Source organism: Streptomyces liliiviolaceus (genome assembly GCF_018070025.1).
Classification (GTDB): Bacteria; Actinomycetota; Actinomycetes; order Streptomycetales; family Streptomycetaceae; genus Streptomyces; species Streptomyces liliiviolaceus.
Genome location: NZ_JAGPYQ010000001.1, coordinates 3,044,862 through 3,069,139, shown reverse-complemented (window position 1 = coordinate 3,069,139; position 24,278 = coordinate 3,044,862). Strand labels below are relative to the sequence as shown.

General features: G+C 71.4%; 19 protein-coding genes. 7 read left to right on the top strand and 12 right to left on the bottom strand.

Annotation, left to right across the window (positions count from 1 at the left end):
* Window positions 1-11: 11 nt before the first annotated feature.
* From J8N05_RS13420 to J8N05_RS13405, 4 genes are all read right to left on the bottom strand, one after another.
* Window positions 12-794 carry a sulfite exporter TauE/SafE family protein gene (locus J8N05_RS13420; RefSeq protein WP_210882825.1) on the bottom strand — a complete coding sequence of 261 codons (783 nt, stop codon included), beginning with the start codon at window positions 792-794 and terminating at the stop codon, window positions 12-14.
* A gap of 103 nt (window positions 795-897) precedes the next feature.
* On the bottom strand, window positions 898-1,548 hold the full coding sequence (locus J8N05_RS13415) for a response regulator transcription factor (RefSeq protein WP_210882824.1): 651 nt from the start codon (window positions 1,546-1,548) through the stop codon (window positions 898-900).
* A gap of 44 nt (window positions 1,549-1,592) precedes the next feature.
* Window positions 1,593-2,909 carry a sensor histidine kinase gene (locus J8N05_RS13410; protein ID WP_210882823.1) on the bottom strand — a complete coding sequence of 439 codons (1,317 nt, stop codon included), beginning with the start codon at window positions 2,907-2,909 and terminating at the stop codon, window positions 1,593-1,595.
* A gap of 9 nt (window positions 2,910-2,918) precedes the next feature.
* Window positions 2,919-3,455 (bottom strand): hypothetical protein, encoded by a 537-nt coding sequence (locus tag J8N05_RS13405; RefSeq protein ID WP_210882822.1) that lies wholly within the window; start codon window positions 3,453-3,455, stop codon window positions 2,919-2,921.
* 251 nt (window positions 3,456-3,706) lie between these two features.
* On the opposite strand from J8N05_RS13405, the gene J8N05_RS13400 reads away from it, so the two are divergent.
* From J8N05_RS13400 to J8N05_RS13380, 5 genes are all read left to right on the top strand, one after another.
* On the top strand, window positions 3,707-4,978 hold the full coding sequence (locus J8N05_RS13400) for an NAD(P)/FAD-dependent oxidoreductase (RefSeq protein WP_210882821.1): 1,272 nt from the start codon (window positions 3,707-3,709) through the stop codon (window positions 4,976-4,978).
* Complete coding sequence (gene nirB / locus J8N05_RS13395) at window positions 4,978-7,614, top strand: nitrite reductase large subunit NirB (protein WP_210882820.1); 2,637 nt, start codon at window positions 4,978-4,980, stop codon at window positions 7,612-7,614. Before J8N05_RS13400 ends, nirB begins: the two co-directional genes overlap by 1 nt.
* Window positions 7,611-7,988 carry a nitrite reductase small subunit NirD gene (nirD, locus tag J8N05_RS13390; protein WP_210882818.1) on the top strand — a complete coding sequence of 126 codons (378 nt, stop codon included), beginning with the start codon at window positions 7,611-7,613 and terminating at the stop codon, window positions 7,986-7,988. The genes nirB and nirD overlap by 4 nt, the downstream gene beginning before the upstream one ends.
* A gap of 552 nt (window positions 7,989-8,540) precedes the next feature.
* Window positions 8,541-9,701, top strand: coding sequence for an alkaline phosphatase PhoX (locus tag J8N05_RS13385; RefSeq protein WP_210882817.1), 1,161 nt, complete (start codon window positions 8,541-8,543; stop codon window positions 9,699-9,701).
* A gap of 192 nt (window positions 9,702-9,893) precedes the next feature.
* Entirely contained in the window at window positions 9,894-10,325 is a 432-nt protein-coding gene (locus J8N05_RS13380) for an LAETG motif-containing sortase-dependent surface protein (RefSeq protein WP_247706263.1), read from the top strand.
* A gap of 130 nt (window positions 10,326-10,455) precedes the next feature.
* On the opposite strand, the gene ppdK is transcribed toward J8N05_RS13380, so the two are convergent.
* Window positions 10,456-13,230, bottom strand: a complete 2,775-nt coding sequence (gene ppdK / locus J8N05_RS13375; protein WP_407699904.1) for a pyruvate, phosphate dikinase — start codon at window positions 13,228-13,230, stop codon at window positions 10,456-10,458.
* Window positions 13,231-13,696: 466 nt separating this feature from the next.
* Window positions 13,697-14,941: an ROK family transcriptional regulator gene (locus tag J8N05_RS13370; RefSeq protein WP_407699903.1), complete on the bottom strand. Its 1,245-nt coding sequence runs from the start codon at window positions 14,939-14,941 to the stop codon at window positions 13,697-13,699.
* 118 nt (window positions 14,942-15,059) lie between these two features.
* Between J8N05_RS13370 and J8N05_RS13365 the strand changes: the two genes are divergently transcribed.
* Entirely contained in the window at window positions 15,060-16,688 is a 1,629-nt protein-coding gene (locus J8N05_RS13365; protein WP_210882815.1) for an MGH1-like glycoside hydrolase domain-containing protein, read from the top strand.
* Window positions 16,685-18,631 carry an amylo-alpha-1,6-glucosidase gene (locus J8N05_RS13360; protein WP_210882814.1) on the top strand — a complete coding sequence of 649 codons (1,947 nt, stop codon included), beginning with the start codon at window positions 16,685-16,687 and terminating at the stop codon, window positions 18,629-18,631. Before J8N05_RS13365 ends, J8N05_RS13360 begins: the two co-directional genes overlap by 4 nt.
* A 145-nt stretch (window positions 18,632-18,776) precedes the next feature.
* Here the strand turns inward: J8N05_RS13360 and J8N05_RS13355 are convergent, their stop codons facing one another.
* The 6 genes from J8N05_RS13355 to J8N05_RS13330 all read right to left on the bottom strand — a co-directional run bounded on the left by J8N05_RS13355 (window position 18,777) and on the right by J8N05_RS13330 (window position 24,247).
* The gene (locus tag J8N05_RS13355) at window positions 18,777-19,334 is read right to left on the bottom strand and encodes a hypothetical protein (protein WP_210882813.1); all 558 of its coding nucleotides are present in this window, start codon (window positions 19,332-19,334) and stop codon (window positions 18,777-18,779) included.
* A gap of 14 nt (window positions 19,335-19,348) precedes the next feature.
* Window positions 19,349-19,774 carry a hypothetical protein gene (locus J8N05_RS13350; RefSeq protein ID WP_210882812.1) on the bottom strand — a complete coding sequence of 142 codons (426 nt, stop codon included), beginning with the start codon at window positions 19,772-19,774 and terminating at the stop codon, window positions 19,349-19,351.
* A complete protein-coding gene (locus J8N05_RS13345) occupies window positions 19,775-20,692 on the bottom strand; it encodes a hypothetical protein (RefSeq protein ID WP_210882811.1) in 918 nt (305 codons plus the stop codon).
* 58 nt (window positions 20,693-20,750) lie between these two features.
* Entirely contained in the window at window positions 20,751-21,185 is a 435-nt protein-coding gene (locus J8N05_RS13340) for a hypothetical protein (RefSeq protein WP_210882810.1), read from the bottom strand.
* Window positions 21,186-21,296: 111 nt separating this feature from the next.
* Window positions 21,297-22,853: a phenylacetate--CoA ligase family protein gene (locus tag J8N05_RS13335; RefSeq protein ID WP_210882809.1), complete on the bottom strand. Its 1,557-nt coding sequence runs from the start codon at window positions 22,851-22,853 to the stop codon at window positions 21,297-21,299.
* Window positions 22,850-24,247, bottom strand: coding sequence for a pyridoxal phosphate-dependent decarboxylase family protein (locus tag J8N05_RS13330; protein WP_210882808.1), 1,398 nt, complete (start codon window positions 24,245-24,247; stop codon window positions 22,850-22,852). Before J8N05_RS13330 ends, J8N05_RS13335 begins: the two co-directional genes overlap by 4 nt.
* Between the last annotated feature and the right edge of the window lie 31 nt (window positions 24,248-24,278).

The window sequence follows — 24,278 nt, the reverse complement described above, 5'->3', positions numbered from 1 at the left end:
GACTGCGGGGTTCAGAGCCAGAAGTCGTACGCCAGCTTCGCGACCAGCGCGAACACCACCGTCAGCAGTACGCCCCGTACGAAGCCGCTGCCCTTCTTGAGCGCGGTGCGCGCCCCGGCCATGGCGCCGACGAGGTTGAACACGGCCATCAGCGCGGCCAGCTGCCAGAACACCGTGCCCTTCCAGGCGAACGTGGCCAGCGCGCCCGCGTTCGTGCAGCAGTTGATGATCTTCGCGGTGGCGGAGGCGGACACCAGGTCGAGGTGGAGCAGCGCGGTCAGGGCGAGGACGAGGAACGTGCCCGTGCCGGGGCCGACCAGTCCGTCGTAGAAGCCGATGCCCAGGCCCGCGAGTCCGATCGCGGCGAGGACGCGGCGCGGTGAGACGGGCTCGGCCGAGGGGGCCGTACCGAACGCGGGCTTCAGGATCACGAAGGTGCCGACGCCGAGCAGGACGACCATGACGACCGGTTTCAGGATCTCGGTGCTCATCCCGGTGGCGACGAACGCCCCGGCCGTGGATCCGGCGAGCGCCGCGAGTCCGATCCGTATCGCTGTGCGGACGTCCACGGGCGCCTTGCGCGCGTACGTCACCGCCGCGCCCGTCGTCCCGACGATCGCCACGGCCTTGTTGGTGCCGAGCGCGTACTGGGCCGCCGAGCCCGAGTTCGGCAGACCGAGGAGCAGCGCGGGCAGGAGGAGCAGACCGCCGCCGCCCACGACCGCGTCGATCCAGCCGGCCGCGAGGGCGGCGAGGCACAGGACGACGATCATGGTCAGCGATATGTCGGGCATGATCACGACAGTACGGACGAGATGGATGTGCCGTCCATCGATCCTGTGAACCTTGAGGGTCTTCTGAGGTTCCCGCCGGTGGTGTGTGCGGCTGCCCCGCAGGTCAGCCCGTCGTCTCCAGGTAGCGCAGGACCGCCAGCACCCGCCGGTTCTCCGTCTCGGAGGGCGGCAGGCCCAGCTTGGCGAAGATGTTGGCGATGTGCTTCTCCACGGCCCGTTCCGAGACGGTGAAGGACGCGGCGATCGCGTGGTTCGTCCGCCCCTCGGCCATCAGCGCCAGCACCTCGCGCTCGCGGGGCGTCAGGGCGTCCAGGGCGGTGGCGCGGCGGCTCGCGCCGAAGAGCTGGGCGACGACCTCGGGGTCGAGGGCGGTCCCGCCGGCGGCGATCCGCTCCAGCGCGTCCACGAACTCGCCGATGTCGACGACCCGCTCCTTGAGCAGATAGCCGACACCGCCCGGGTGGGTGCCGAGCAGCTGGGCCGCGTACGTCGTCTCGACGTACTGGGAGAAGATCAGCACGCCGGTGCCGGGGTGGTCGGCGCGCAGCCGTACGGCCGCCCTGATCCCCTCGTCCGTCTGGGTCGGCGGGAGCCGGATGTCGACGACGGCGGCGTCCGGCCGGTGCTCGGCCACGGCGCTCAGCAGCGCGTCGGCGTCCCCGACGGCTGCGGCGACCTCCACACCCCGCAGCTGCAGGAGCTGGGCCAGGCCGTCGCGCAGGAGCGCGGAGTCCTCGGCGATGACCACGCGCATGTGCCCCGTCTCCCCCATGTGCCCCTCTGGTTCCGGTGGGTGCCTCAGTACGGCAGCTCGACCGTGACCACCGTAGGCCCTCCCGGTGGGCTGTCGCAGGTGAGCGTGCCGTCGACGGTCCGTACCCGGGTCAGCAGGCCGGTGAGCCCCGAGCCCGCGCCGATCGCCGCGCCGCCGCGGCCCTCGTCCCGGACGGTGAGCGCGAGCAGCCCGGCGCGGGCGGTCACCCGTACCGTGGCGCCCGGCGCGCCGCTGTGCTTGGCCGCGTTGGCGAGGAGTTCGGCGGCGCAGAAGTAGGCGATCGACTCGACGGCGGGCGCGGGCCGGTCCGCGATGTCGGTGACGACCTCGACGGGCAGTGCCACGTCGGCCGCGAGGGTGGCGAGGGCCGTGTCCAGGCCCTGGTCCAGTACGGGCGGATGGATGCCCTTGACGAGATGGCGCAGGTCGGCGATGGCCTGCTTGGCGTTGCCCTGGGCGGTGTCCACGACGGTGAGGAGCCGGTCGCGGTCCGCGTCCGCGCCGATCAGCTCCCGGATCATCGTCAGATGCATCGCGAGCCCGACGAGCCGGGCCTGTGTCCCGTCGTGCAGGTCGCGCTCGATGCGGCGCAGGGTGGCCGCGGCGTCGTCCACGGCCTGCGCGCGCGTCTCCTCCAGGGTGCGGATACGGCGGTCCGCGGCGCTCGGGCCGAGCGTGGCGGCCAGCAGGAGGCGGTGCGGGGTGAGGGCGTGGCGCATCAGCCAGGGCGCCGCCGACAGGAGCAGGAGCCCCGCGGCCACCGGGATCAGCCAGCGCGGCCAGGTGTCGAGCTGGACGCCGAGGACTTCGAGGGACACGTGCCGTACGGAGTCCCCGTCGCGCACGGTGTGGTGGTTCCAGCGCTTGAGGAGGGGGTGGAGGACCGACTGCGTCCCGTAGCCGTACGCGCCGAGGGCCGCCGCGTACACGAGGACCGCCGTGCCGGGCACGCCGATTGCGCAGCCGACGGCGCGCCAGCCCGCCCGGCCGAGGAGCAGGGCGCGGCGGCGGCCCAGGACGCCCGGGGCGCCGGGTGTCGGCGGCTTCTCGATGTCCAGGTGCAGCAGGCGGCGTGCGAGGGTCCGTTGGAGCGCCCCGAGCGCGAGGGCGCCCCGCACTGTCAGCGCGAGGACCCACAGCCCCAGCGTGGTCACGGACAGGACCCCGCCGACGAGCAGCCCCGCGAGCGTCAGCAGACAGCCGACGAGGGCGAGCGGGAGCGCGATCAGCGCGTAGAGGAGGGTGGCGAGGGCCCGCGGGGTGAAGGCGGCGAGCGGGCGCCGGGCGACCGTGACCGCGACGGCGGTGACCGGTCGGCGCGTGGACCCGGGAGCAGGCATCCCGTCAACCTACGGCCGCGCGAGGAGTGCCGTCGCCAGTCGCACCTGGAGCGCGGCCAGGCCGCGGCCGACCCACGGCATCAGCAGCAGGAAGCCGAGACCGCCCAATACAGCGTGGAACGCCCATGCGCCGGCGAAGGTGGGTCCGCCCCAGGAGGTGGTCGGGTCGCCGCCGCGCAGGGGCCAGCCGATGTTCATGGGGACGATCGACCAGCCGTAGAGGGTGACGGCCGCCACCACGAGGTTCAGCGGCAGGGCGAGCAGTGCGTGGAGCACGCCGGCCGAGGAGCCGGGCGGGCGGGCGCCGAGGAAGCGGCCGACGAGGCCGCGCTGCCATCGGCCCGCCGCCGCCCGGCCGCCGAGCAGCCCCACGGGTACGGCGGCCAGTGCGACCGGCACGGCCAGCAGCGCGTACGCGACCCGCCGCCAGGTCCGCGCGGTGAACGGCTCACGCACGAGCTGCCGGGCCCGTACGGGTACACGGTCCTGGAGGTGCGCTTTCCCGGTGTGCGCTTTCCCGGCGTGCGGTTCCCGGGCGGTGTCCATGGTCGCTCCTCCGTTGGGCGCGTACGGACGTGTACGCGTGTACCGAAGGTTTCCGTGTTCCGGGGCCGCGATCGATGGTGCTCGCACGGAGGTCGGGGGTTCGGTTAACCGCCCCCGGCCGCTCTCCGACCAGCCCCCGGCCGCCTCCCGAGAACCCTCACATCCGTGCCCGGCCCCCGCTGAGGGCAGCGTTCCCCGCGGGAAACAGTCGTGATGCGGTCGGGTAACACCGGCACCGCACGCTGCGGTACATGACCTCGAATACGCGTGTGGTGGTGATCGGCGCCGGCCTCGCGGGCGTACGTCTCGCCCGCAGGCTCGGAGAGCTCGGGGTGTCCGCCGTGCTCGTCGGCGAGGAGGAGCACAGCCCGTACAACCGGGTGCTGCTCGCGGAGGTCCTCGCCGGGCGGTACGCCCCCGAGGTCATCGCGCTCCCCACGCCCGAGCGGCTGACCCGCGGCCGGGTCGTGCACATCGACCGCGCGCGCCGGCAGGTGCACCTCGCCGACGACACGGTGATCGCATACGACACGCTGGTCCTGGCCACCGGCTCGAACCCCGTACTGCCGCCGCTGCGCGGCCTGTTCGCCCCCGGCCGGCACGAACTGCCCGAGGGCGTCCACGCGTTCCGCACGATGGACGACTGCCTGGACCTGTCCGGTGCCGTACGGCGAGGCAGCCGGGCCGTCGTCATCGGCGGCGGACTGCTCGGCGTCTCGGCCGCCCGCGCGCTCGCCGAACGCGGCGCGCAGGTCGTCCTGGCCCAGCAGGGCGAACGCCTGATGGAACGTCAGCTCGACCCGTCGGCCTCCGGGCTGGTGCTCCGGCACCTCAAGGGCCTCGGCGTCGAGGTGCACACCGAGAGCCGGGTGCGCGGCGTGCGCTGCGTCGAGGGCGCGGTCCGCTCGGTCGAGATGGCCGACGGCTACACCCTCGGCGCCGACCTGGTCGTGCTGGCCTGCGGCGTACGGCCGCGCGCGGGCCTCGCCCAGGACGCGGGGCTCGCCGTCCACAAGGGCGTCATCGTCGACGACGAGCTGCGCACCTCCGACCCGCACATCCGGGCGATCGGCGACTGCGCGCAGCACGACGGCCAGGTGTACGGGCTGGCCGCGCCCGCGCTCGAACAGGCCGACGTGCTGGCCGAGTTGTTGGCCGAATCACTGAGCGCGTCACCGGCCGGACCTCGGTCCGCAGAGGGCTCCGCCGGTTACAGCGGCACCCGCGCCCTCACCCGGCTGACCCTCGCCACCGGCAGCTCCCCGGCCGCCGCCGGACCTCTCGACCTCGCCGCCTTCGGGGAGCACACCCCGCTCCCCGGGGACGACGTCGTCCAGCTCGCCGACGCCACCCGCGGCACCTACCGCAAGGTCGTCGTCCGCGACGACCGCCTGGTCGGCGGGGTGCTCGTCGGCGAGCTGGGCACCGTCGGCGCGCTCGCCCGCGCCTGGGAGGGAGCCGAACCGCTGCCCGCGGACGGCGCCCCGCTGCTCCACCTGCTCACCAACGATGGAGGCTCCTGATGTCCACGACCGCACCTGTGGGAACCGGCCCCCGCCCCACGATCGTGCTCGTCGGCCACGGCATGGTCGGCCAGCGCTTCCTCGAAGCGCTGGCCGAGCGCGGCCTGACCGCCACGCACCGGGTGGTCGTGCTGTGCGAGGAGCCGCGTCCCGCGTACGACCGCGTACAGCTCACCTCGTACTTCTCGGGCCGTACGCCCGAGGAACTGTCCATGACGGACCTGGAGTTCATCGCGGAGCACGGGATCGAGCTGCACCTCGGCGACCCGGCCGAGACCGTCGACCGGGCTGCCCGGAAGGTCACCGCCCGCTCGGGTCTCGTCGTCGGCTACGACACGCTGGTCCTCGCCACCGGCTCGTTCCCGTTCGTGCCGCCCGTGCCGGGCAAGGACGCCGAGGGCTGCTTCGTCTACCGCACGATCGAGGACCTGCTCGCCATCGAGGAGTACGCGAAGGCGCGGGCGACGACCGGCGCGGTGGTGGGCGGCGGGCTGCTCGGACTTGAGGCCGCCGGCGCGCTGAAGGGGCTCGGCCTTGCCACGCACATCGTGGAGTTCGCGCCCCGGCTGATGCCCGTCCAGGTCGACGAGGGCGGCGGCGCGGCGCTCCTGCGCACCATCGAGAACATGGGCCTGACGGTCCACACCGGCACGGGTACGCAGGAGGTCGTCACCGGCGACGACGGCGCCGTGACCGGCATGAAGCTCTCCGACGGCTCGACGGTCGCCACCGACCTGGTGGTGTTCTCCGCCGGTGTACGCCCCCGTGACCAGCTCGCCCGCGACTGCGGACTCACCGTGGGCGAGCGCGGCGGCATCAGCGTCGACGACCAGTGCCGTACGGTCTCCGACCCGGCGGTCTTCGCGATCGGCGAGTGCGCGCTGGCCTCGGACGGCCGGGTGTACGGGCTGGTGGCGCCCGGCTACGAGATGGCGGAGACGGCGGCCGGCACGATCGCCGCCGCGGCGGCCCCTGTCACCGACCCCGCCGAGGCGGCCTCCTTCACCGGCGCCGACCTCTCCACCAAGTTGAAGCTCCTCGGCGTGGACGTCGCCTCCTTCGGTGACGCGCACGGCGCCGCCGCCGACTGCCTCGACGTCGTCTACGCGGACTCGCGCTCGGGCACGTACAAGAAGCTGGTCATCGGGCCCGGCGGGGAACTGCTCGGCGGCATCCTGGTCGGTGACGCGGACGCGTACGGGACGCTGCGGGCGTTCACCGGTTCGGTGCCGCCGATCGCGCCCGAGCAGCTGGTCCTTCCGGCCGGTGCGGGCGCTCCCGTCCAGCTCGGCCCCTCCTCGCTGCCGGACGAGGCGATCATCTGCTCCTGCCACAACGTCACCAAGGGCGCGATCCGGGGAGCTGTCACCGAGCACTCCTGCACGACGGTCCCCGAGGTCAAGAAGTGCACCAAGGCCGGTACCGGCTGCGGCAGTTGCGTCAAGGTCCTCGGCCAGCTCGTCACCTCCGAACTGGAGGCGAGCGGCGTCGAGGTCGACAAGGGCCTGTGCGGCTGCTTCTCCCAGACCCGCGAGGAGCTGTACGAGATCGTCCTCGCCCTGCGCATCTCCTCGTACCAGCAGCTCCTCGACCGGTACGGCCGCGAGGACGCGCGGGGCGGTGACGGGTGCGAGGTCTGCAAGCCCACGGTCGGCTCGATCGTCGCGTCGCTCGCGCCCACGATCGGCGCCGAGGGGTACGTCCTCGGCGGGGAGCAGGCCGCCCTCCAGGACACCAACGACCACTTCCTCGCGAACCTGCAGAAGAACGGCTCGTACTCGATCGTGCCGCGCATCCCCGGCGGCGAGATCACCCCCGAGAAGCTCATCGTGATCGGCGAGGTGGCACGGGACTTCGGCCTCTACACGAAGATCACGGGCGGTCAGCGGATCGACATGTTCGGCGCGCGCGTCGAACAACTGCCCCTCATCTGGGCGCGGTTGGTGGACGCGGGCTTCGAGTCCGGGCACGCGTACGGGAAGTCGCTGCGGACGGTCAAGTCGTGCGTGGGGCAGACCTGGTGCCGTTACGGCGTCCAGGACTCGGTGCGCATGGCCATCGACCTGGAGCTGCGCTACCGGGGTCTGCGCTCGCCGCACAAGCTCAAGTCGGCGGTGTCCGGGTGCGCCCGCGAGTGCGCCGAGGCCCAGTCGAAGGACTTCGGCATCATCGCGACCGCGGCCGGCTGGAACCTTTACGTCGGCGGCAACGGCGGAGCGACTCCGCGCCACGCGGACCTGCTCGCGCAGGACCTCTCCGACGCGGAGCTGATCCGTCTCATCGACCGGTTCCTGATGTTCTACATCCGTACGGCCGACCGGCTGGAGCGCACCTCGACGTGGCTGGAGCGGCTGCCCGGCGGCCTGGACCACGTCCGAGACGTCGTGGTGGACGACTCGCTGGGCATCTGCGAGGAGCTGGAGTCGCTGATGACGGCGCATGTGGCCGCCTATCGCGACGAGTGGGCCGAGACCATCAACGATCCCGAGAAGCTGGCCCGCTTCGTGTCGTTCGTGAACGCGCCGGACACGCCCGACCCGGTGGTCGGGTTCGTCCCCGAGCGCGACCAGATCAAGCCCGATCTGCCGCTGCTGACCATCGGTACCCGTCCTCTGGAAGGAAGCGCCCAGCGATGACGCTCGCACCCGAGACCACGACGCTCACGGTCCAGCTCCGGCTGGCCGGACCGCCTGCCTCCGGCTCCGGCTCCGACGACTGGTTCGCCGTGTGCGACCTGTCCGTGCTGATCCCTGGGCGGGGGGTGGCGGCGCTGCTGCCGGACGGGCGGCAGGTGGCGCTCTTCCTGGACCGTACGGGGCGGATGTACGCGATCGACAACCGGGATCCGTTCTCCGGCGCGGCGGTACTGTCCCGCGGGCTGACCGGCTCCCACCGGGGGAGGCCGTTCGTGGCCTCCCCCCTCCTGAAACAACGCTTCGACCTGACGACGGGCGCATGCCTGGACGACGAGTCGGTAAGGGTGACGACGTACGAGGTGCGGGCACGCTGAGCTGCCTTTCGGCCTGCGGGCCGGTGGGGGCCGCTCGCGCAGTTCCCCGCGCCCCTGAAAGACACCGGCGTCCCGCCGGGTTCGGGTGCGGGTTCGGTGGGGGTTGGCCGCGCAGTTCCCCGCGCCCCTGAAGCGGCTGCGCCGCTCCCCGGGGCAAAAGCCGGGGCGCAGCCCCGCTTTTGAGGGGCGCGGGGAACTGCGCGACCAGCCCCCACCGGACCCGCAGACGAGCGCGCAGGCAGGGGCGCAGCCCCGCCTCAGAGGGGCGCGGGGAACTGCGCGACCAGCCCCCACCGAGCCCGCAGACGAGCACGCAGGCCCGGGGCGCAGCCCCGCCTTCAAAGGGCGCGGGGAACTGCGCGGCCCGCCCCCACCGGCCCGCAGACGAATTCGGTGGGCTGCGCGGTGCGCGTCGTGGTGGGACGCTCATGCGTGACGCGCACACGTCACCGCGCGGCCACGGCCCGGCCACCCCGCGCTCCTAGGATCCGGCGTTGCGCGACCCCGTCCCCGACCGGCGGACGGGCCAGCCCCGGCACCATTGGAGCGACAGTGGAACGTCGTACTCTCCTGCGCGCGGCCGTACTCGGCGGATCGTCGGCCGTCCTCGGCGGAACCCTGTGGCGCGGCGCCGCCCACGCCGCGCCCGCCCAGCCCGGCACGGGCCCGTACGGGGCACTCGGCTCGGCGGACGCGAACGGCGTCAGACTGCCGAGCGGCTTCACCAGCCGGGTGATCGCCAGGTCGGGCCAGCCGGTCACCGGCACCTCGTACACCTGGCACAGCGCCCCCGACGGCGGAGCCTGCTACGCGGACGGCACCGGCTGGATCTACGTCTCGAACTCGGAGATCAACCCGTCCGGCGGCACGAGCGCGGTGAAGTTCTCGTCGGCGGGCGCGATCACGGGCGCGTACCGCATCCTGTCCGGCACCCGGCAGAACTGCGCGGGCGGCAGGACGCCGTGGAACACCTGGCTGTCCTGCGAGGAGGTGTCGCTCGGGTACGTCTACGAGACCGACCCGTGGGGTGTGAACGCCGCGGTGCGCCGGGACGCCATGGGCCGCTTCAAGCACGAGGCCGCGGCGGCCGACCCGGTGCGCAAGGTGGTGTACCTGACGGAGGACGAGACGAACGGCTGTCTCTACCGCTTCGTGCCGACGACCTGGGGCAGCCTCTCCGCGGGCACCCTCCAGGTCCTGGTCGCCGGGACGGCCACCTCCGGCTCCTTCACCTGGGCGAACGTGCCCGACCCGGACGGCTCCCCCACCACGACCCGTACGCAGGTGTCGGGGTCGAAGAAGTTCAACGGCGGCGAGGGCTGCCACTACGCCGACGACACGGTCTGGTTCACCACGAAGGGCGACAACCGCGTCTGGCAGCTCAACCTGAGCGCCAACACCTATGAGCTGGCCTACGACGACTCACTCGTCACCTCCGGCACCGCCCCGCTGACCGGCGTCGACAACATCACCGGCACCGCCTCCGGCGACCTGTTCGTCGCCGAGGACGGCGGCAACATGGAGATCTGCCTGATCACGCCCGACGACGTGATCGCCCCGTTCCTGCGGATCGACGGCCAGTCCGGCTCGGAGATCACCGGCCCCGCCTTCTCCCCCGACGGCACCCGTCTCTACTTCTCCAGCCAGCGCGGCACCAGCGGCAGTTCGTCCGGCGGCATCACGTACGAGGTGACGGGCCCCTTCCGCGCGTAACCCCCAGCACCAGGTGTACGGACGACGGACCGGTGAGCGGAGAGCCACCGCCCGGTCACGTAACGTTCACATCACGGGTCCGTCGTTCCGCCGCAGCACCGAGAGCCCCTCTCATACTTTCGTCACCTCACATCCGACTGATCACCCTCGTGATCATGCATGTGGATATCGAGAGATATCTGGGGGCTCACCGTGAACCTGTTCCGCAAGTCCGCCTCCGCGGCCCTCGCCGCGCTGGCCCTGGCCGCCCTGTCCGTCACCAGCGCCGAGGCCCACGACGGCCTGCACCCGTTCAGGAACTGCACCGAGGCGTACGAGAACGGGTACTCCAACATCGTCAAGGGCGACGACCACTACGGCGAGCACCTGGACCGCGACAAGGACGGCATCGGCTGCGACAAGCCGCCCGCCGGTTTCGTCCCCGCGAGCGACCAGGACACGAACACGGACGGCAAGGACGAGACCGGCAGGGACGAGGGCACGGCCACCGGCCGCCGGACCCCCGACCTCGCGGAGACCGGCGGCAGCGGCGCCACCCCGTACATCGCGGCCGGCGGCGCGACCGTCCTCCTGGCCGGCGGCGGAGTGCTGTTCGCCCTCCGCAGGCGCCGCGACGCCAGCTGACGCACCGCACCGGCGCACGGCGAGGAGGCGGCACCCCCGCACAGGGTGCCGCCTCCTCGTCTTTCGTGCGCCGGGTCCGGCCGCCGTCGGTGAGGGTGGTGGCGGAGGACGGGCCCGGAGCCCTCCGGGGCTAGCGGTGGTCGCTGCCCGTCGAGGTCGAGGCCGCTCGGCCCGCTTCCAGGCGGGCCACCGGGATGCGGAAGGGTGAGCAGGAGACGTAGTCGAGTCCCACCTCGTGGAAGAAGTGGACCGACTCCGGGTCGCCGCCGTGCTCGCCGCAGACGCCGAGCTTGAGGTCGGGCCGGGTCTCGCGGCCGGCCTTCACCGCGTCGCGTACGAGCTTGCCGACGCCGTCGCGGTCGATCGTCTCGAACGGGGAGACCCCGAAGATGCCCTTCTCCAGGTAGGCCGTGAAGAAGCTGGCCTCGACGTCGTCGCGGCTGAAGCCCCAGACGGTCTGCGTGAGGTCGTTCGTGCCGAAGGAGAAGAACTCCGCGGCCTCCGCGATCTGACCGGCCGTGAGCGCGGCCCGCGGCAGTTCGATCATCGTGCCGAGGGAGAGCTTGAGGTCCACGCCCGTGTGCTCCTGCACCTCGGCGATGACCTGCTCGGCCTCCTCGCGGACGATCTCCAGCTCCTGGACCGTGCCGACGAGCGGGATCATGATCTCGGCGCGCGGGTCGCCCTTGGCGTTCCTGCGCTCGGCGGCGGCCTCGGCGATGGCCCGTACCTGCATGGTGAACAGGCCGGGGATGACCAGGCCGAGGCGTACGCCGCGCAGGCCGAGCATCGGGTTCTGCTCGTGCAGCCGGTGGACGGCCTGGAGGAGGCGCAGTTCGTTCTCGTGCGGGTCCTGGCGGGCCTCGGCGAGCGCCACCCGCACCGACAGCTCGGTGATGTCGGGCAGGAACTCGTGCAGCGGCGGGTCCAGGAGGCGCACGGTGACCGGCAGGCCGTCCATCGCCTCGAAGAGCTGCACGAAGTCCTGCTTCTGGAGCGGCAGAAGCTCCTTCAGGGACTCCTCGCGCTCGGCGTCGGTGTCCGCGAGGATCAGGCGCTCGACCAGCTCGCGCCGGTCGCCGAGGAACATGTGCTCGGTGCGGCACAGGCCGATGCCCTGGGCGCCGAAGCGGCGGGCGCGCAGCGCGTCCTCGGCGTTGTCCGCGTTGGCGCGTACCCGGAGGCGGCGCTTGCGGTCGGCGAAGGCCATGATGCGGTGGACCGCTTCCACCAGTTCGTCGGCGTCGTCGGCTCCCGCGTGCATCCGGCCCTCGAAGTACTCCACGACCGGGGAGGGGACCACCGGGACCTCGCCCAGGTAGACCTTGCCGGAGGAGCCGTCGATGGAGATGACGTCGCCCTCCTCGACGACCTGTCCGCCGCCGACCGTCATCCGGCGCCGCTTGGTGTCGACCTCCAGCTCCTCGGCGCCGCACACACAGGTCTTGCCCATGCCGCGCGCCACGACGGCCGCGTGGGAGGTCTTGCCACCGCGCGAGGTGAGGATGCCCTCGGCCGCGATCATGCCGTCGAGGTCGTCGGGGTTGGTCTCGCGGCGGACCAGGATGACCTTCTCGCCCGAACGCGACCACTTGACGGCCGTGTACGAGTCGAAGACCGCCTTGCCGACCGCGGCACCCGGCGAGGCGGCGATGCCCCGGCCGATCTGCTCGATCTTCGTCCCCTCGTCGAAGCGCGGGAACATCAGCTGCGCGAGCTGGGCGCCGTTGACGCGCTGCAGCGCCTCGGCCTCGTCGATGAGGCCCTGGTCGACGAGCTGGGTGGCGATACGGAAGGCCGCGCCGGCCGTCCGCTTGCCCACGCGGGTCTGGAGCATCCACAGCTGCCCGCGCTCGATGGTGAACTCGATGTCGCACAGATCCCGGTAGTGGTTCTCCAGGGTCTTCATGATCTGCATGAGCTGGTCGTACGACGTCTTGTCGATCTGTTCCAGGTCGGCGAGCGCGACGGTGTTGCGGATGCCCGCGACGACGTCCTCGCCCTGCGCGTTCTGCAGGTAGTCGCCGTACACGCCCTGGTGCCCGGAGGCGGGGTCGCGGGTGAAGGCGACGCCCGTGCCGGAGTCGGGGCCGAGGTTGCCGAAGACCATGGAACAGACGTTGACGGCGGTGCCGAGGTCGTGCGGGATGCGCTCCTGGCGGCGGTAGAGCTTGGCCCGCTCGGTGTTCCAGGAGTCGAAGACCGCGTGGATGGCGAGGTCCATCTGCTCGCGCGGGTCCTGCGGGAAGTCCCGGCCGGCCTCGGTCTTGACGATCTTCTTGAACTTGGTGACGAGCTTCTTCAGGTCGGCCGCTTCGAGGTCGGTGTCGACCGCGACCTTCTTGGTGTGCTTCGCCGCCTCCAGCGCGTCCTCGAACAGCTCGCCCTCGACACCGAGGACGGTCTTGCCGAACATCTGGATGAGCCTGCGGTACGAGTCCCACGCGAAGCGGTCGTCCCCGGCCTGCTTGGCCAGGCCCTGGACGGATTTGTCGGAGAGGCCGATGTTCAGGACGGTGTCCATCATGCCGGGCATGGAGAACTTGGCGCCGGAGCGGACCGAGACGAGGAGGGGGTCGTCGGCCTGTCCGAGCTTCTTGCCCATCGTCGCTTCGAGGGCGTCGAGGTGTGCACTCACCTCGTCACGCAGTGCCGCGGGCTCGTCGCCGCTGTCGAGGTAGGTCTTGCAGGCCTCGGTGGTGATGGTGAAGCCGGGAGGCACGGGAAGACCCAGGTTGGTCATCTCGGCGAGGTTGGCACCCTTGCCGCCGAGAAGGTCTTTGAGTTCCTTGTTGCCTTCGGTGAAGTCATAAACGAACTTCACGCTCCCGCCGACGCTCCCGACACTGCTGTCGACGCCGCTGTCGCCGTTCGCGGCTACGTGGGGATCTTTGTTTTCCGACACGGGTCTCGACTCCTCGACGACGCGGTGGCTGCCCTGACGACGGGGAACATACCCAGATCGAAGGCGTCTGGGTACGTCCACTTGCGCGTCATACGGCTGTAACCACTCGTCCGCCACCAGATCGAAAGTCAAGGGATGGTAAGCCGTTGGCGCCTACAGCCTTCACTTCTTGAAGACGGCACCGCTCACAGACCCGGCATTGCGCTCACCTGAGCGGCTTACGACACGTCTGAGTTCACCTCGTCAATGATCAAAGGGTGGCACTGAGTGCCACCCCTTGGAGAAGTGCAGCCACCCACAATCCGCTCATCTGAGCGAAACATCGATCATGCGTGGCGAGAATCACGCCGTTCCCGGCGCGCGGATTTCATCATGCGGACGCGTTCCCCGGCCGGAAACACCACCGTCACATCACCTCGCGCGGGCGCCCCGCACGGCCCGCCGGCCCACCCTCGCGTCCGGCGCCTCACACGCCCAGGGCGAGCAGGCGCTCCTCGATCCGCTCGGGCGCGTACAGGTGCTCCACGACCAGCGCACCGGCTCCGACCAGGGCCGCCCGTTCGCCGAGCCGGGACGTCACCACGTCCAGGTGGGCGGTGGAGCGGGGCAGGGCCCGCTGGTAGAGCAGTTCGCGCACCCCGGTGAGGAAGGCGGTTCCGGCCAGATCCCCGGCGATCATCAGGACGCCGGGGTTGAGCAGGGTCACCACCGTGGCGAGGACGTCGCCGACCTGCCGCCCCGCCTCCCGCGCGAACGCCGCCGCGCCGGGGTGCCCCGAGGTGAGCAGATCGCGCACGTCCGAGCCCGACGCCGCCGGAACCCCCGACTCCGCCAGCCTGCGGGCCACGGCGCCCCCGCTGGCGACGGCGGCGAGACAGCCGTACGACCCGCATCTGCACAGCGCGTCGGCGCCCTCCGGGACCCGGATGTGCCCGATGTCCCCGGCCCCGCCGTCGATGCCCCGGAAGATCGTGCCGCCGACGACCACCCCCGCGCCGATACCGGTGGAGACCTTCACCAGGACGAAGGCCGAGCAGTCGGGGTGGGCGGTGCGCTGCTCCCCGTACGCCATGAGGTTGGCGTCGTTGTCGACCAGGACCGGGACCGGTCCGGCGTCCGTGTGCTCGGTGAAGGCGCGGGTGAGGCGGCCTCTTATGTCGTAGCCGTCCCAGCCGGGCATGATCGGCGGCTGGACGACCCGGCCCGTGTCGGTGTCCACGGGACCCGGTACGGCGAGCCCGATCCCGCACACCTCGGCCGCCTCGTGCCCGGCCTTCTCCAGCAGTTCGGCGAACCAGCGGCCCAGCTCGCCGAGGACCGCGTCCGGCCCGTCCTCGACGCGCAGCGGGCCCGCGTGCTCGGCCAGCAGCTCACCGGTCAGGGACAGCACGGCGGCGCGCGCGTGCCGGGTGTCGAGGTCGGCGGCGAGGACGACGGCATGGGAGTCGTCGAACTCCAGCAGGACCGAGGGGCGCCCGCCGAGCGGCGAGTCCACCGGGCCCGCGGCACCCTCGCGCAGCCAGCCGGCCCGGAAGAGCCGGTCGAGCCGCTGGCCGACGGTGGCCCGGGACAGCCCGGTGACCTGTTGCAACGCCCCGCGGGTGGTGGCGCGGCCGCTGCGCACCAGCTCCAGCAGGTCGCCGGAACTGGCCTGGCTCCCGGCCTTCCCGGTCCTGGTCGCCATCGCGCTCCTCCCTACGGTTCCGGTCATACGGACCCCTTGCGTTCCCCAACTCTGCATTACATATTGAGTTCTGCGTGTTAAATAGACGTAACTCTACGGTGGTTACCGCCGAACCGATCGGCCGCCTGTCTTCGGGGAGACCTGAGTGGACCGCACGACCCAGCTCACCGCCCGTCCTACCGCCCGCCGCGCCCTGCACCCTGATCTCGGCCGGGCGGGAACGGCCGTATACGACCCGGCCGACCCGCTCGATCCGCTCCGCCCGGCGGAGTCGCTGCACGCCAGGGCGGCGCGGGTGCTCGAAGGCAACTGGCGGGGCACGTCCACGGTGCCCTCGCGCAGCCTGTATCCGCACCAGTGGTCATGGGACTCCGCGTTCATCGCGATCGGGCTGCGGCATCTGTCGCCGCTGCGGGCCCAGACCGAGCTGGAGACGCTGCTCGACGCGCAGTGGGGCGACGGCCGGATCCCGCACATCGTGTTCAACCCTGCCGTCCCCCTCGACGCGTACTTCCCGAGCCCGGACTTCTGGCGCTCCTCGACCGCGGGGCGCGCCGCGGGCGCCCCGGGCACCGTACAGACCTCGGGCATCGTGCAGCCACCGGTGCACGCGCTCGCCGTGTGGCTGGTGCACGCCGCCGACCCGGGGCTGTCCCGGTCGCGGTCCTTCCTGGCCCGGATGTATCCGCGCCTCGCGGCCTGGCACCGCTATCTGCTGCACCGCCGGGACCTGGGCGGCGGGGGTCTCGCCTCGGTGGTCCACCCCTGGGAGCAGGGCATGGACAACGCGCCGAGCTGGGACGCGCCGCTGTCGCGCGTCACACCGGCCCCGGCGCGCTCGTTCCGCCGCGCCGATCTGGACCACGGCGCCGCCGAGGACAGGCCGACCGACCTGGACTACGGCCGGTACGTACGGCTGGCGGCGGACTACCGGGACGGCGCGTACGCGGACGGCGGTTACGCGGACGCGGGTCACGGGGGCGGCGGACGCCCCGGCGTCGGCGGTGGTGCGGGTATCGGCGGCGGTGGCGGTGGCGGTGGCGGTGAATTCGCCGTGGAGGACCCGGCGTTCAACGCGCTGCTGATCGCCTCCGAGCACGCGCTGGCGCGGATCGCCCGGGAGCTGGGCGCGACGGGCACCGCCCGGCACGCGCGCGCGGAGCGGCTGACGGCGGCGCTGGTGGACCGGCTGTGGGATCCGGCGGAGGGCATGTTCTTCTGCCGGGACGTGCGCACGGACGAGCCGATCCCCGAGCGCGGGGTCTCCGGTCTCGTCCCGCTGATCCTGCCGACGCTGCCCCGCGAGACGGCCGCGACGCTCGTACGGACCCTGCGCGGCCCGCACTTCGGGCTCGGCGGCACGACACGGCTCGTCCCGAGTTACGACCTGACGGGGCACGCCTTCGACCCGCACCGGTACTGGCGGGGACCGGCCTGGTTCAACACCAACTGGCTGGTGGAGCGGGGGCTGCGGCTGCACGGGGAACTGGCGCACGCGGCCGAGCTGCGCGGCGCGCTGCTGGAGACGGCGGACACGTCCGGGTTCGCCGAGTACGTGGACCCGTACACCGGTGAGGCCTGCGGGGCGCTCGGTTTCAGCTGGACCGCGGCGCTGACGCTGGACCTGCTGCACGGGACGGCGCCTCAGGCGACGGTCGAGGCGGCCGGGGCGGCCGGGGCGGGGCACGGCAGGGCCGAAGGGTTCGGCACGGACGAAGAGTTCGGCGCGACGGAGAAGTTCGGCGAGGGTGCCTTGGGAGGGGACCTGCGATGACGGACCGGCAGCATCTGCTCGTACACGGCGGGACGTTCGTCGCGGTGGGCGACGGCGGTGACATCAGCGGAGTACGCGGCGGGGGCGGTTCGCACGCCGCCCCCGACGGGATGTTCGTGCGCGACGCCCGGCATCTGAGCCGCTGGCAGCTGACCGTCGACGGCGCGGTGCCCGAGGCGCTGTCGCCGGTGACGGACGGCGACACGGCCCGCTGCGTCCTCGTGCCGCGCGGCGGCCGGCAGGAGCCGCCCGCCCACACCCTGTTCCGCGAACAGGCCGTCGCCGACGGCTCTTTCGTCGAATCGCTGCGGATCACCAGCAACCGCCCGGTGCCGACGACGGTCCGGATCGCGGTCACCGCCGACGCCGACTTCACGGACCAGTTCGAACTGCGCTCCGACCACCGGACGTACGCGAAGACCGGCGCCGTACGCTCCCGCCAAGTCCTGGACGACGGAGTGGAGTTCAGCTACCAGCGCGGTGAGTGGCGGTCCTGTACGACCGTCACGAGTGAGCCCGCGCCCGACGGCGTCGAGGAGACCGGCACGGGCGCGCGGCGCCTGGTGTGGGCCTTCGACCTCGAACCGCACGGCTCGGCCGAACTGGCCCTGCGGGTGGCGGCGCGCCCGCACGGCACGCCGGCCCCGGATGTGCCCCGCACCCCGGCCGCCGCGAACGCCCGACTCCGCGCGCTGGAGGGCGAGTTCGCGCAGGGCGTGCCCTTCCCGACCGGCTGGCCCGAGCTGGCCGCGGCGTGCGCGCGGGGCCTGGCGGACCTGGCGGTGCTCCAGGTACCGGCGACCGGCCCCGACGGGGAGGAACTGCGCGTTCCGGCGGCGGGGGTGCCGTGGTTCCTGACGTTACTCGGCCGCGACGCGCTGCTGACCTCGCTCTTCGCGCTCCCCTACCGGCCGCAGCTGGCCGCAGCCACCCTGCCCGCGCTCGCCGCGGCCCAGGCCACCGAGGTCGGGGTGGGCACGGTCTCCCAGCCGGGCAAGATCGTGCACGAGGTGCGACACGGGGAACTGGCCCACTTCGGGCAGGTGCCGTACGGCCGCTACTACGGCTCCGTCGACGCCACCCCGCTCTTCCTGGTCCTCCTCGGCGCGTACGTCGAGCAGACCGGTGACACGGCGCTGGCCCGGCGTCTGGAGCCCAACGCCCGGGCGGCGATCGGCTGGATGCTGGACCACGGCGGGCTGACCTCGCGCGGCTATCTCGTCTACCGCGCGGACGAGGGCGGCCTCGCCAACCAGAACTGGAAGGACTCCCCCGGGGCGATCTGCTCGGGCGACGGCAGCCGGCCGACCGGGCCCGTGACGGCCGCGGGCGCGCAGGGGTACGCGTACGACGCGCTGCGCCGGACCGCGCAGCTCGCCCGGACGGTGTGGGACGACGAGGTGTACGCGGCGCTCCTCGAACAGGCCGCCGGGGATCTGCGGGACCGGTTCCAGCGGGACTTCTGGATGGCCGACCGGGCGTTTCCCGCGCTCGCGCTCGACGGCGACGGCAACCATGTCGACGCGCTCGCCTCCGACGCGGGGCATCTGCTGTGGTCCGGGCTGCTGGACAAGGAGTACGGGGAACTGGTGGGGCGGCGGCTGCTGGAGCCGGACTTCTTCTCCGGCTGGGGCGTACGGACGGTCGCCTCGGGGCAGCCCGCGTACCACCCGCTGTCGTACCACCGGGGGTCGGTGTGGCCGCACGACAACGCGCTGATCGCGCTGGGGCTCGCGCGGTACGGGCTGCATGACGAGGCGCGGGCGGTGGCGCACGGGCTGGTGGACGCGGCGGCGGTCGCGGGGCATCGGCTGCCGGAGGTTCTGGCGGGGTACGGGCGTGGCACGCATGCGGAGCCGGTGCCGTATCCGCACGCGTGCGTACGGGAATCACGGTCTGCGGCCGCGCCGCTGGCGCTGTTGACTGCCGTCGGGGGTGCGTAGCCGGCTGCGGGCCGGTGGGGGCGGGCCCCAAAGATTGCGCAGTTCCCCGCGCCCCTTAAGTGGGACGGGGCGCAGCCCCTCCCCGAGGGGCGCGGGGAACTGCGCGGCCCACCCCCACCGGACCCGCACGTTCAGGGGCGGGGGGTCAGACCCCCAGGACTCGGATTGACGGGTGTTCCTCTGTGTTGAGGTAGAGCTTTTCCTGCGTGCCGCGTTGTTCCAGTTCCAGGACCAGCCGGTACCGGTACAGGCCCGGCCGGGCCGTGCTCAGGACCGTACCGGCCCAGTAGTAGTAGACCGGCGTGAACTTGTCCCGCATCCGGTCCGGCGCCCCGTAGATCTTCAGCTCCGTGAAGATCTTGCGCTCCGCCACGTCCTCCTCGTCCCCGGACTCCGTGTCGAGAAAGACAATGCTGTTGATCTTCGGCATGGGCGGCCACGTGTTGTCGATCCGCTTGTCCATGTCGATGGGCCGCACGATCCAGTTCAGGACCTGCCCCTGCTTGCAGAACGTCTGGAGGTGGTTCGTGCCCTGCCCGTCCCCGCCGATGCTGTTGTCCATCATGAACATCGACTCGCTGAGCGAACCCGTCTCGGTCGCCCGCTCCATGTCGATCAGGGTGACGATGTTGAGCTGGACCGAGTTCAACTGGCCCGGGTTCTGCTTCTGTTCGACGGCTTCGCCGACGGTGCTCGTACTCATCGCTCCTCCTGGAATCAGCCGACGAGACTCGGGGACAGCGTGGTGACGATCGGCTCGTCCCGCGAGCCGAGCCGGAACCGGACCTGGTAGTAGGTGTCGCCCGGGACGTCCTTCTTCACCGTCCCGATCCAGTACGCGACATCCGTGCCGGGGTAGACCCTGCGCTCCGGCTCGCACAGCTCGTGGTCGATGTCGATGCCGTCGATCGCCGTGTACGCCTCGCACTCCAGGGCGAGGACGGACCACAGGATCTGGTCACCGCTGCGGACCCGGGTGCGCAGTTGCTCGGTGCCGAACCCCAGGGAGCCGCCGGCCTTGTTGGTGTCGTAGAAGTAGAGGTTGCCGTGCACGGTGCCGGTGGCGAGGGCCCCCACGCAGTCCACGACGGCGGTGATCGCGATCGGGCGCCTGGCGCCGCCGTTGTCCGTCTCGCTGGTCATCTACCGCTCCTCCTCTACGAGGCCGGGCTGCTGCGTACCGGGCTGCTCCGTACCGGACTGTTGCGTACCGGACTGTTGCGTACCGGACTGTTGCGCGCCCGGCTGGAAGTACTCCGTCCCCTGGGCGGACGACGCGTACGGGTCGAGGGGCAGCAGGCCCATGCCCGAGCCGGTGAAGCCGTTGACCTTGGGCTCGGAGGTCACCCGCAGCGCCGACTCGCAGGTCAGGTTCACCGGCTCCCAGAGCGCCTCGCTGCCCCGCTGCACCAGCCGGTGGAGCTGGATGCGCATCGAGTAGGAGTACGTGCCGGGCCGGGAGGAGTCGACCGTGGCGGACCAGTACCAGCCGTCGGTGACCAGGTCGGGAGAGCCGTACTCCGCCGGGTACATGATCTTCTCGTCGACGGCCTGCCCGTAGATGTCCGTGATCACCGGGGCGGGGTAGCTGTAGGTCCCCGCGGAGGTGTCGGTGACGATCTCACCGGTGAGGTCGATGACCTTCTGTCCCGACAGCCGGCCCTTGGTGCGCCGGGTGGTCTTCACCCGCGTGCCGACCGCCTTGCGGATCTCGTTCAGATCGGCCGCGGGGTCGGTGGCGTCGGGTTTGGCCGTGAGGGCGTCCAGCTCCTCCAGCGCCCGGGCGTCGCTCTGCAGGGCCCGCTCGCTCTCGTAGCCGCGCGGCACGGTCGGCGGCAGGGAACCCAGGCTGTAGGGAAGCCAGTTGAGGACCTGTTCGGTGGCCTGCGAGCCGTCGCGCCAGTAGGCGCCGTGAATGGCGGTCACCAGGCCGCCGGTGCCCTGCCCCTCGGAGCCGTGCAGCTTCATGTTGTCGAACAGATAGACGTTGTCCCTCAGGCTGTTGGCCTCCAGAGCGTTGCCGATGTCCACGAGCACGATGATCGCCAGCTGTTGAGCCATGCTTCCACCTCGTCGTTGTGGGATGTCTCCTGGTCGTCCGGACCCTGTCCGCCTCGGCTCATACGCCGATCAGCGCCGGCGAGTCGACATGCAGCACGCTGTACCGGCCCTCGTACATCTGGAGTTCGAGGCGGTACTTGAAGGGGGTCCCGGACGGCAGGGACGGGGGGACCACGCCGGCCCAGTGCGCCAGGTCGAGCTTGTCGCCGTCGCCGTCGGCCGCGGTGCGGGTCGCGGGGGTCGCCACCCCGTCCTGGCCGAGGAAGGTGATGCCGCGGATCTCGACGGGGGTCTGGAGGTCGACGGCGAGGGCGGACCACTGGACGATCTGGCCCGGCCGGACGGCGGTGCGCAGATGGGCCGTTCCCTGTCCGGTGCTCTCCTCGCCGGCGTTGTCGACCAGGCAGAGATTGCCGTTGTGCAGCGTGCCCCCGGAGAGGGCACCGATGACGTCGACCACGGCGATGATGTTGATCTGCGGTTTGTAGGCCACTCGTTCCTCCTGCGTTGTGAGCGGGGGTTACGCGCGGGGTGAAGGTGATCGCGTTGTGTCTTTGCGGGTCGGTGCGCTGCGTGTCATTGCGGGTCGGTGCGCTGCGGTGGCTCAGGCCTGGTCGCGGACCAGCGGCACCTTGCCGACCGAGGTGCGCTCGATCTCCGGTGAGTGCCGCGGCACGAACCGGACCTCCAGGCGGTAGCCCGTCTTCGCGACCGAGGTGGGGTTGGCCTCACCGTCGTTGAACAGGGACAGGGACCGCGGCAGGGCGTTGACGAGCACCCGCTGGAGTCCGGCCGGTCCGAGCAGGGAATCGACGCGGTACGCCGGGGTGAGCACGTCGTCCACGGCGGCGTACAGGGTGATGACCCGCTCCTCGCGCCGGTTGACGAACTGGATCTCGTGGGCGGCCTGGTCCAGGTCCACCACGCCGGCCGTCCGCAGTTCGTCGCGCAGCGCGTCGTAGGCGCGCACCGCCGAGTACTGGCTGTCGTTCAGGTGCAGGATGTCGCCGGTGCGGCCGGCGAACTCGAACCGCTGGGCCCTCGGTCCCGGCCCCGGGCCGTCGAGGCGGGGCCTGCGGATCATGCGGTCGCCCAGCTTCAGCCGCAGCAGGGGAGCCTCGTGGGCGTGCAGCCGGGTGACGACGAGTTCGCCCTCCTCGCCCTCGGGGACCCAGCGGCCGTTCTCGTCGACGATCTCGATGAGGTGCAGGCCGGGGACCGCGGTGAGGACGGGGCTCGACTCGTCCAGTTGCAGCCCGATGGTCTCCGCCTGGGTGGCCGCGAAGTAGCTGAGGATCACCAGGTTCGGGTAGAGCGCCTTGAGTTCGTCGCGGTTGCGCTGCGGGAGCACACCGCTGCCGTAGAGCGCGACGCGGAAGCTGTCCTTGGCCTTCTGGCTCATGCCCGCGCCGAGTTCGGCGAGGATGGCGATGCCCGCCGAGATGCCCATCAGCGCCTTGGGGCCCCGGTAGGAGAAGACGTGCTCCAGGACGGGTGCGGTGACGGGTCCGGCGCCGATGTAGTTGACGCCGGGCACGCTCTGGAGCACTCCGCCGACCATCGTGCCGCTGCTCCACATCTGGTAGTCGGCCAGAGTGGTGAGCAGCCACTTGGGGTCCGCGCCTGCGAGGTGGCCGCTGAGCAGGTAGGTGCCGAGGAAGTGGCCGGCCACCGCGTAGGTGTCGCTCAGTTCCCTCAGCGAGTACACGGTCTCCAGGGGACTGCCGCTGCTGGTTCCGCCGCTGGCGACGACCTCGAAGCCGCCCCGGTCGTGCGGGACGACCATGCCCGTGCGGGAGCCCATGTAGAGGTCGCGCTGGGTCTCCTTGTCGGACAGCGGTATGCGCTGCCACGCCTCGTAGCTGTCGGGGGGCCGGATGATCCCGGCGTTCTCCAGGCGTTCGCGCCAGATCGGATTCAGCCGGACGGTGTGGATCATCTGCTGGAGCCTGCGCAGCACCAGCGCGTCCTGGATCTCGTGGGAGATCTCGCTGTAGGGCTGTTGACAGACCCGCTCGCATTCCCGCATCTTGCTCGCGAACGACGGCAGCAGGGTCACCGCCTCGGGGGTCGGCGGGGTCAGTTCCCAGTCCGGGATGAGCCAGTCGACCAAGCCTCGGAGATCGGTGGGAGGCGCCTGGGCCACCCGTGTGTCCGTCACTTCTCCCGCCCCGCTTTCCTTATCTCACCGAGCAGCATCTGGAAATGCTCGATGGTGATCTGATGGTTCATCATGACCACTCTGAGGGCGGCCACTCCGTCCACGTCGACCTTGGAGATGAAGAACTGCCCGTCCTGCTTGATGCGGTTCCTGATGTCCACCTGGAATTGGGCCACTTCGTCGTCCGCGAGCCATTTCGGCCGGTAGCGGAAACACATGATGTTGGCCTCGGGGCGGTGCAGCGTCTCGAAGTCGTCCTGCTTTTCGAGGATTGCGTGGGCGACTCGCGTCAGTCGGCACAGGTATTCGATTTTCTCGGCGAAGAGCGCTCTGCCGTACATCGCCCACAGCACCCAGAGAGTCATCATCATGGGGCGCTTCGTGCATTCGAAGTTCTTGTCGCCGCTGTCGAGTGCCGTATGGACACCCGGCTGCGCGTCGAACACGTAACTGGCGGTCTGCCGGAAGGCTTCCCTGCTGTGTTCCCGGTTCCGGTAGAAGAGCAGGGTGCACGGGGCCGGCACGAACATCATCTTGTGCGCGTCCCAGGCCAGCGAGTCGGCCTGGTCGACGCCGCGCAGTTTGTGGCGCAGTTCGTCGGAGACCAGCAGGCTCGCGCCGTGGGCGCCGTCCACGTGCAGCCACAGTCCGCGTTCGCGTGTGACGGCGGCCAGTTCGCCGAGCGGGTCGAAGGCGCCCACCGACGTCGTGCCGGCCGAGGCGACCAGGCAGAAGACGTCCAGGCCCTGCCGTTCGGCCGCGTCGAGGGCGGGCCCGACCCGGGAGACGTCGATGCGCCGTGCGGCGTCCAGCGGCAGGCGGACGATACGGTCCTCGCCGATCCCGAGGATGCCGGCGGCCCGGGCGACGCTGTAGTGGACGTCGGCGCCGACCGCGACGGCGGGCCTGGCCGGGCCGTCGAGCTCCGAGCCGCCGCGGGCCCAGACTCCGGGAAAAGCCCTGTTCCGGGCGGTGAGCAGGGCGGTCAGATTGGCCAGCGACCCTCCGGAGGTGGTCACCATGTCGAAGGTGCCGGGCCGGTAGCCGATGAACCTGTTCAGCTCGTCGGCCATGATCCGTTCCACGACGTTGGGCAGCTGGCCCGCCTCGTAGAACGACGAGGGCTGGTTGACGACGGAGCTGACGAAGTCGATGACCGAGGAGAGCGGGACCACGCCCGAGAACTGCCGGCCCATATAGCCGGGCGAATGGACCTGGATACCGGTCCTGATGTAGAGATCGACGATCGCCGAGAGTTTCGCCTCATCGAACGCGGCGGGTTTCTCGTGCTCGGTGGTCATCAGCGCCCGGGCCATCCGGGTCAATTGCGAGGGGTCGGTGAGCTCCAGGCCCCGGATCGACAGGTCGGCCAGATGCTTTTCCAGCCTGGCCAACACGGATTCGGTGTTCTCCCGGAACAGTTGT

Excerpts from the sequence above, each read along its gene's own strand:
- J8N05_RS13420 (WP_210882825.1), bottom strand. The coding sequence starts at position 794 with ATGCCCGACATATCGCTGACCATGATCGTCGTCCTGTGCCTCGCCGCC.
- J8N05_RS13415 (WP_210882824.1), bottom strand. The coding sequence starts at position 1,548 with ATGCGCGTGGTCATCGCCGAGGACTCCGCGCTCCTGCGCGACGGCCTG.
- J8N05_RS13410 (WP_210882823.1), bottom strand. The coding sequence starts at position 2,909 with ATGCCTGCTCCCGGGTCCACGCGCCGACCGGTCACCGCCGTCGCGGTC.
- J8N05_RS13405 (WP_210882822.1), bottom strand. The coding sequence starts at position 3,455 with ATGGACACCGCCCGGGAACCGCACGCCGGGAAAGCGCACACCGGGAAA.
- J8N05_RS13400 (WP_210882821.1), top strand. The coding sequence starts at position 3,707 with ATGACCTCGAATACGCGTGTGGTGGTGATCGGCGCCGGCCTCGCGGGC.
- nirB (WP_210882820.1), top strand. The coding sequence starts at position 4,978 with ATGTCCACGACCGCACCTGTGGGAACCGGCCCCCGCCCCACGATCGTG.
- nirD (WP_210882818.1), top strand. The coding sequence starts at position 7,611 with ATGACGCTCGCACCCGAGACCACGACGCTCACGGTCCAGCTCCGGCTG.
- J8N05_RS13370 (WP_407699903.1), bottom strand. The coding sequence starts at position 14,941 with ATGACCGGAACCGTAGGGAGGAGCGCGATGGCGACCAGGACCGGGAAG.
- J8N05_RS13360 (WP_210882814.1), top strand. The coding sequence starts at position 16,685 with ATGACGGACCGGCAGCATCTGCTCGTACACGGCGGGACGTTCGTCGCG.
- J8N05_RS13355 (WP_210882813.1), bottom strand. The coding sequence starts at position 19,334 with ATGAGTACGAGCACCGTCGGCGAAGCCGTCGAACAGAAGCAGAACCCG.
- J8N05_RS13350 (WP_210882812.1), bottom strand. The coding sequence starts at position 19,774 with ATGACCAGCGAGACGGACAACGGCGGCGCCAGGCGCCCGATCGCGATC.
- J8N05_RS13345 (WP_210882811.1), bottom strand. The coding sequence starts at position 20,692 with ATGGCTCAACAGCTGGCGATCATCGTGCTCGTGGACATCGGCAACGCT.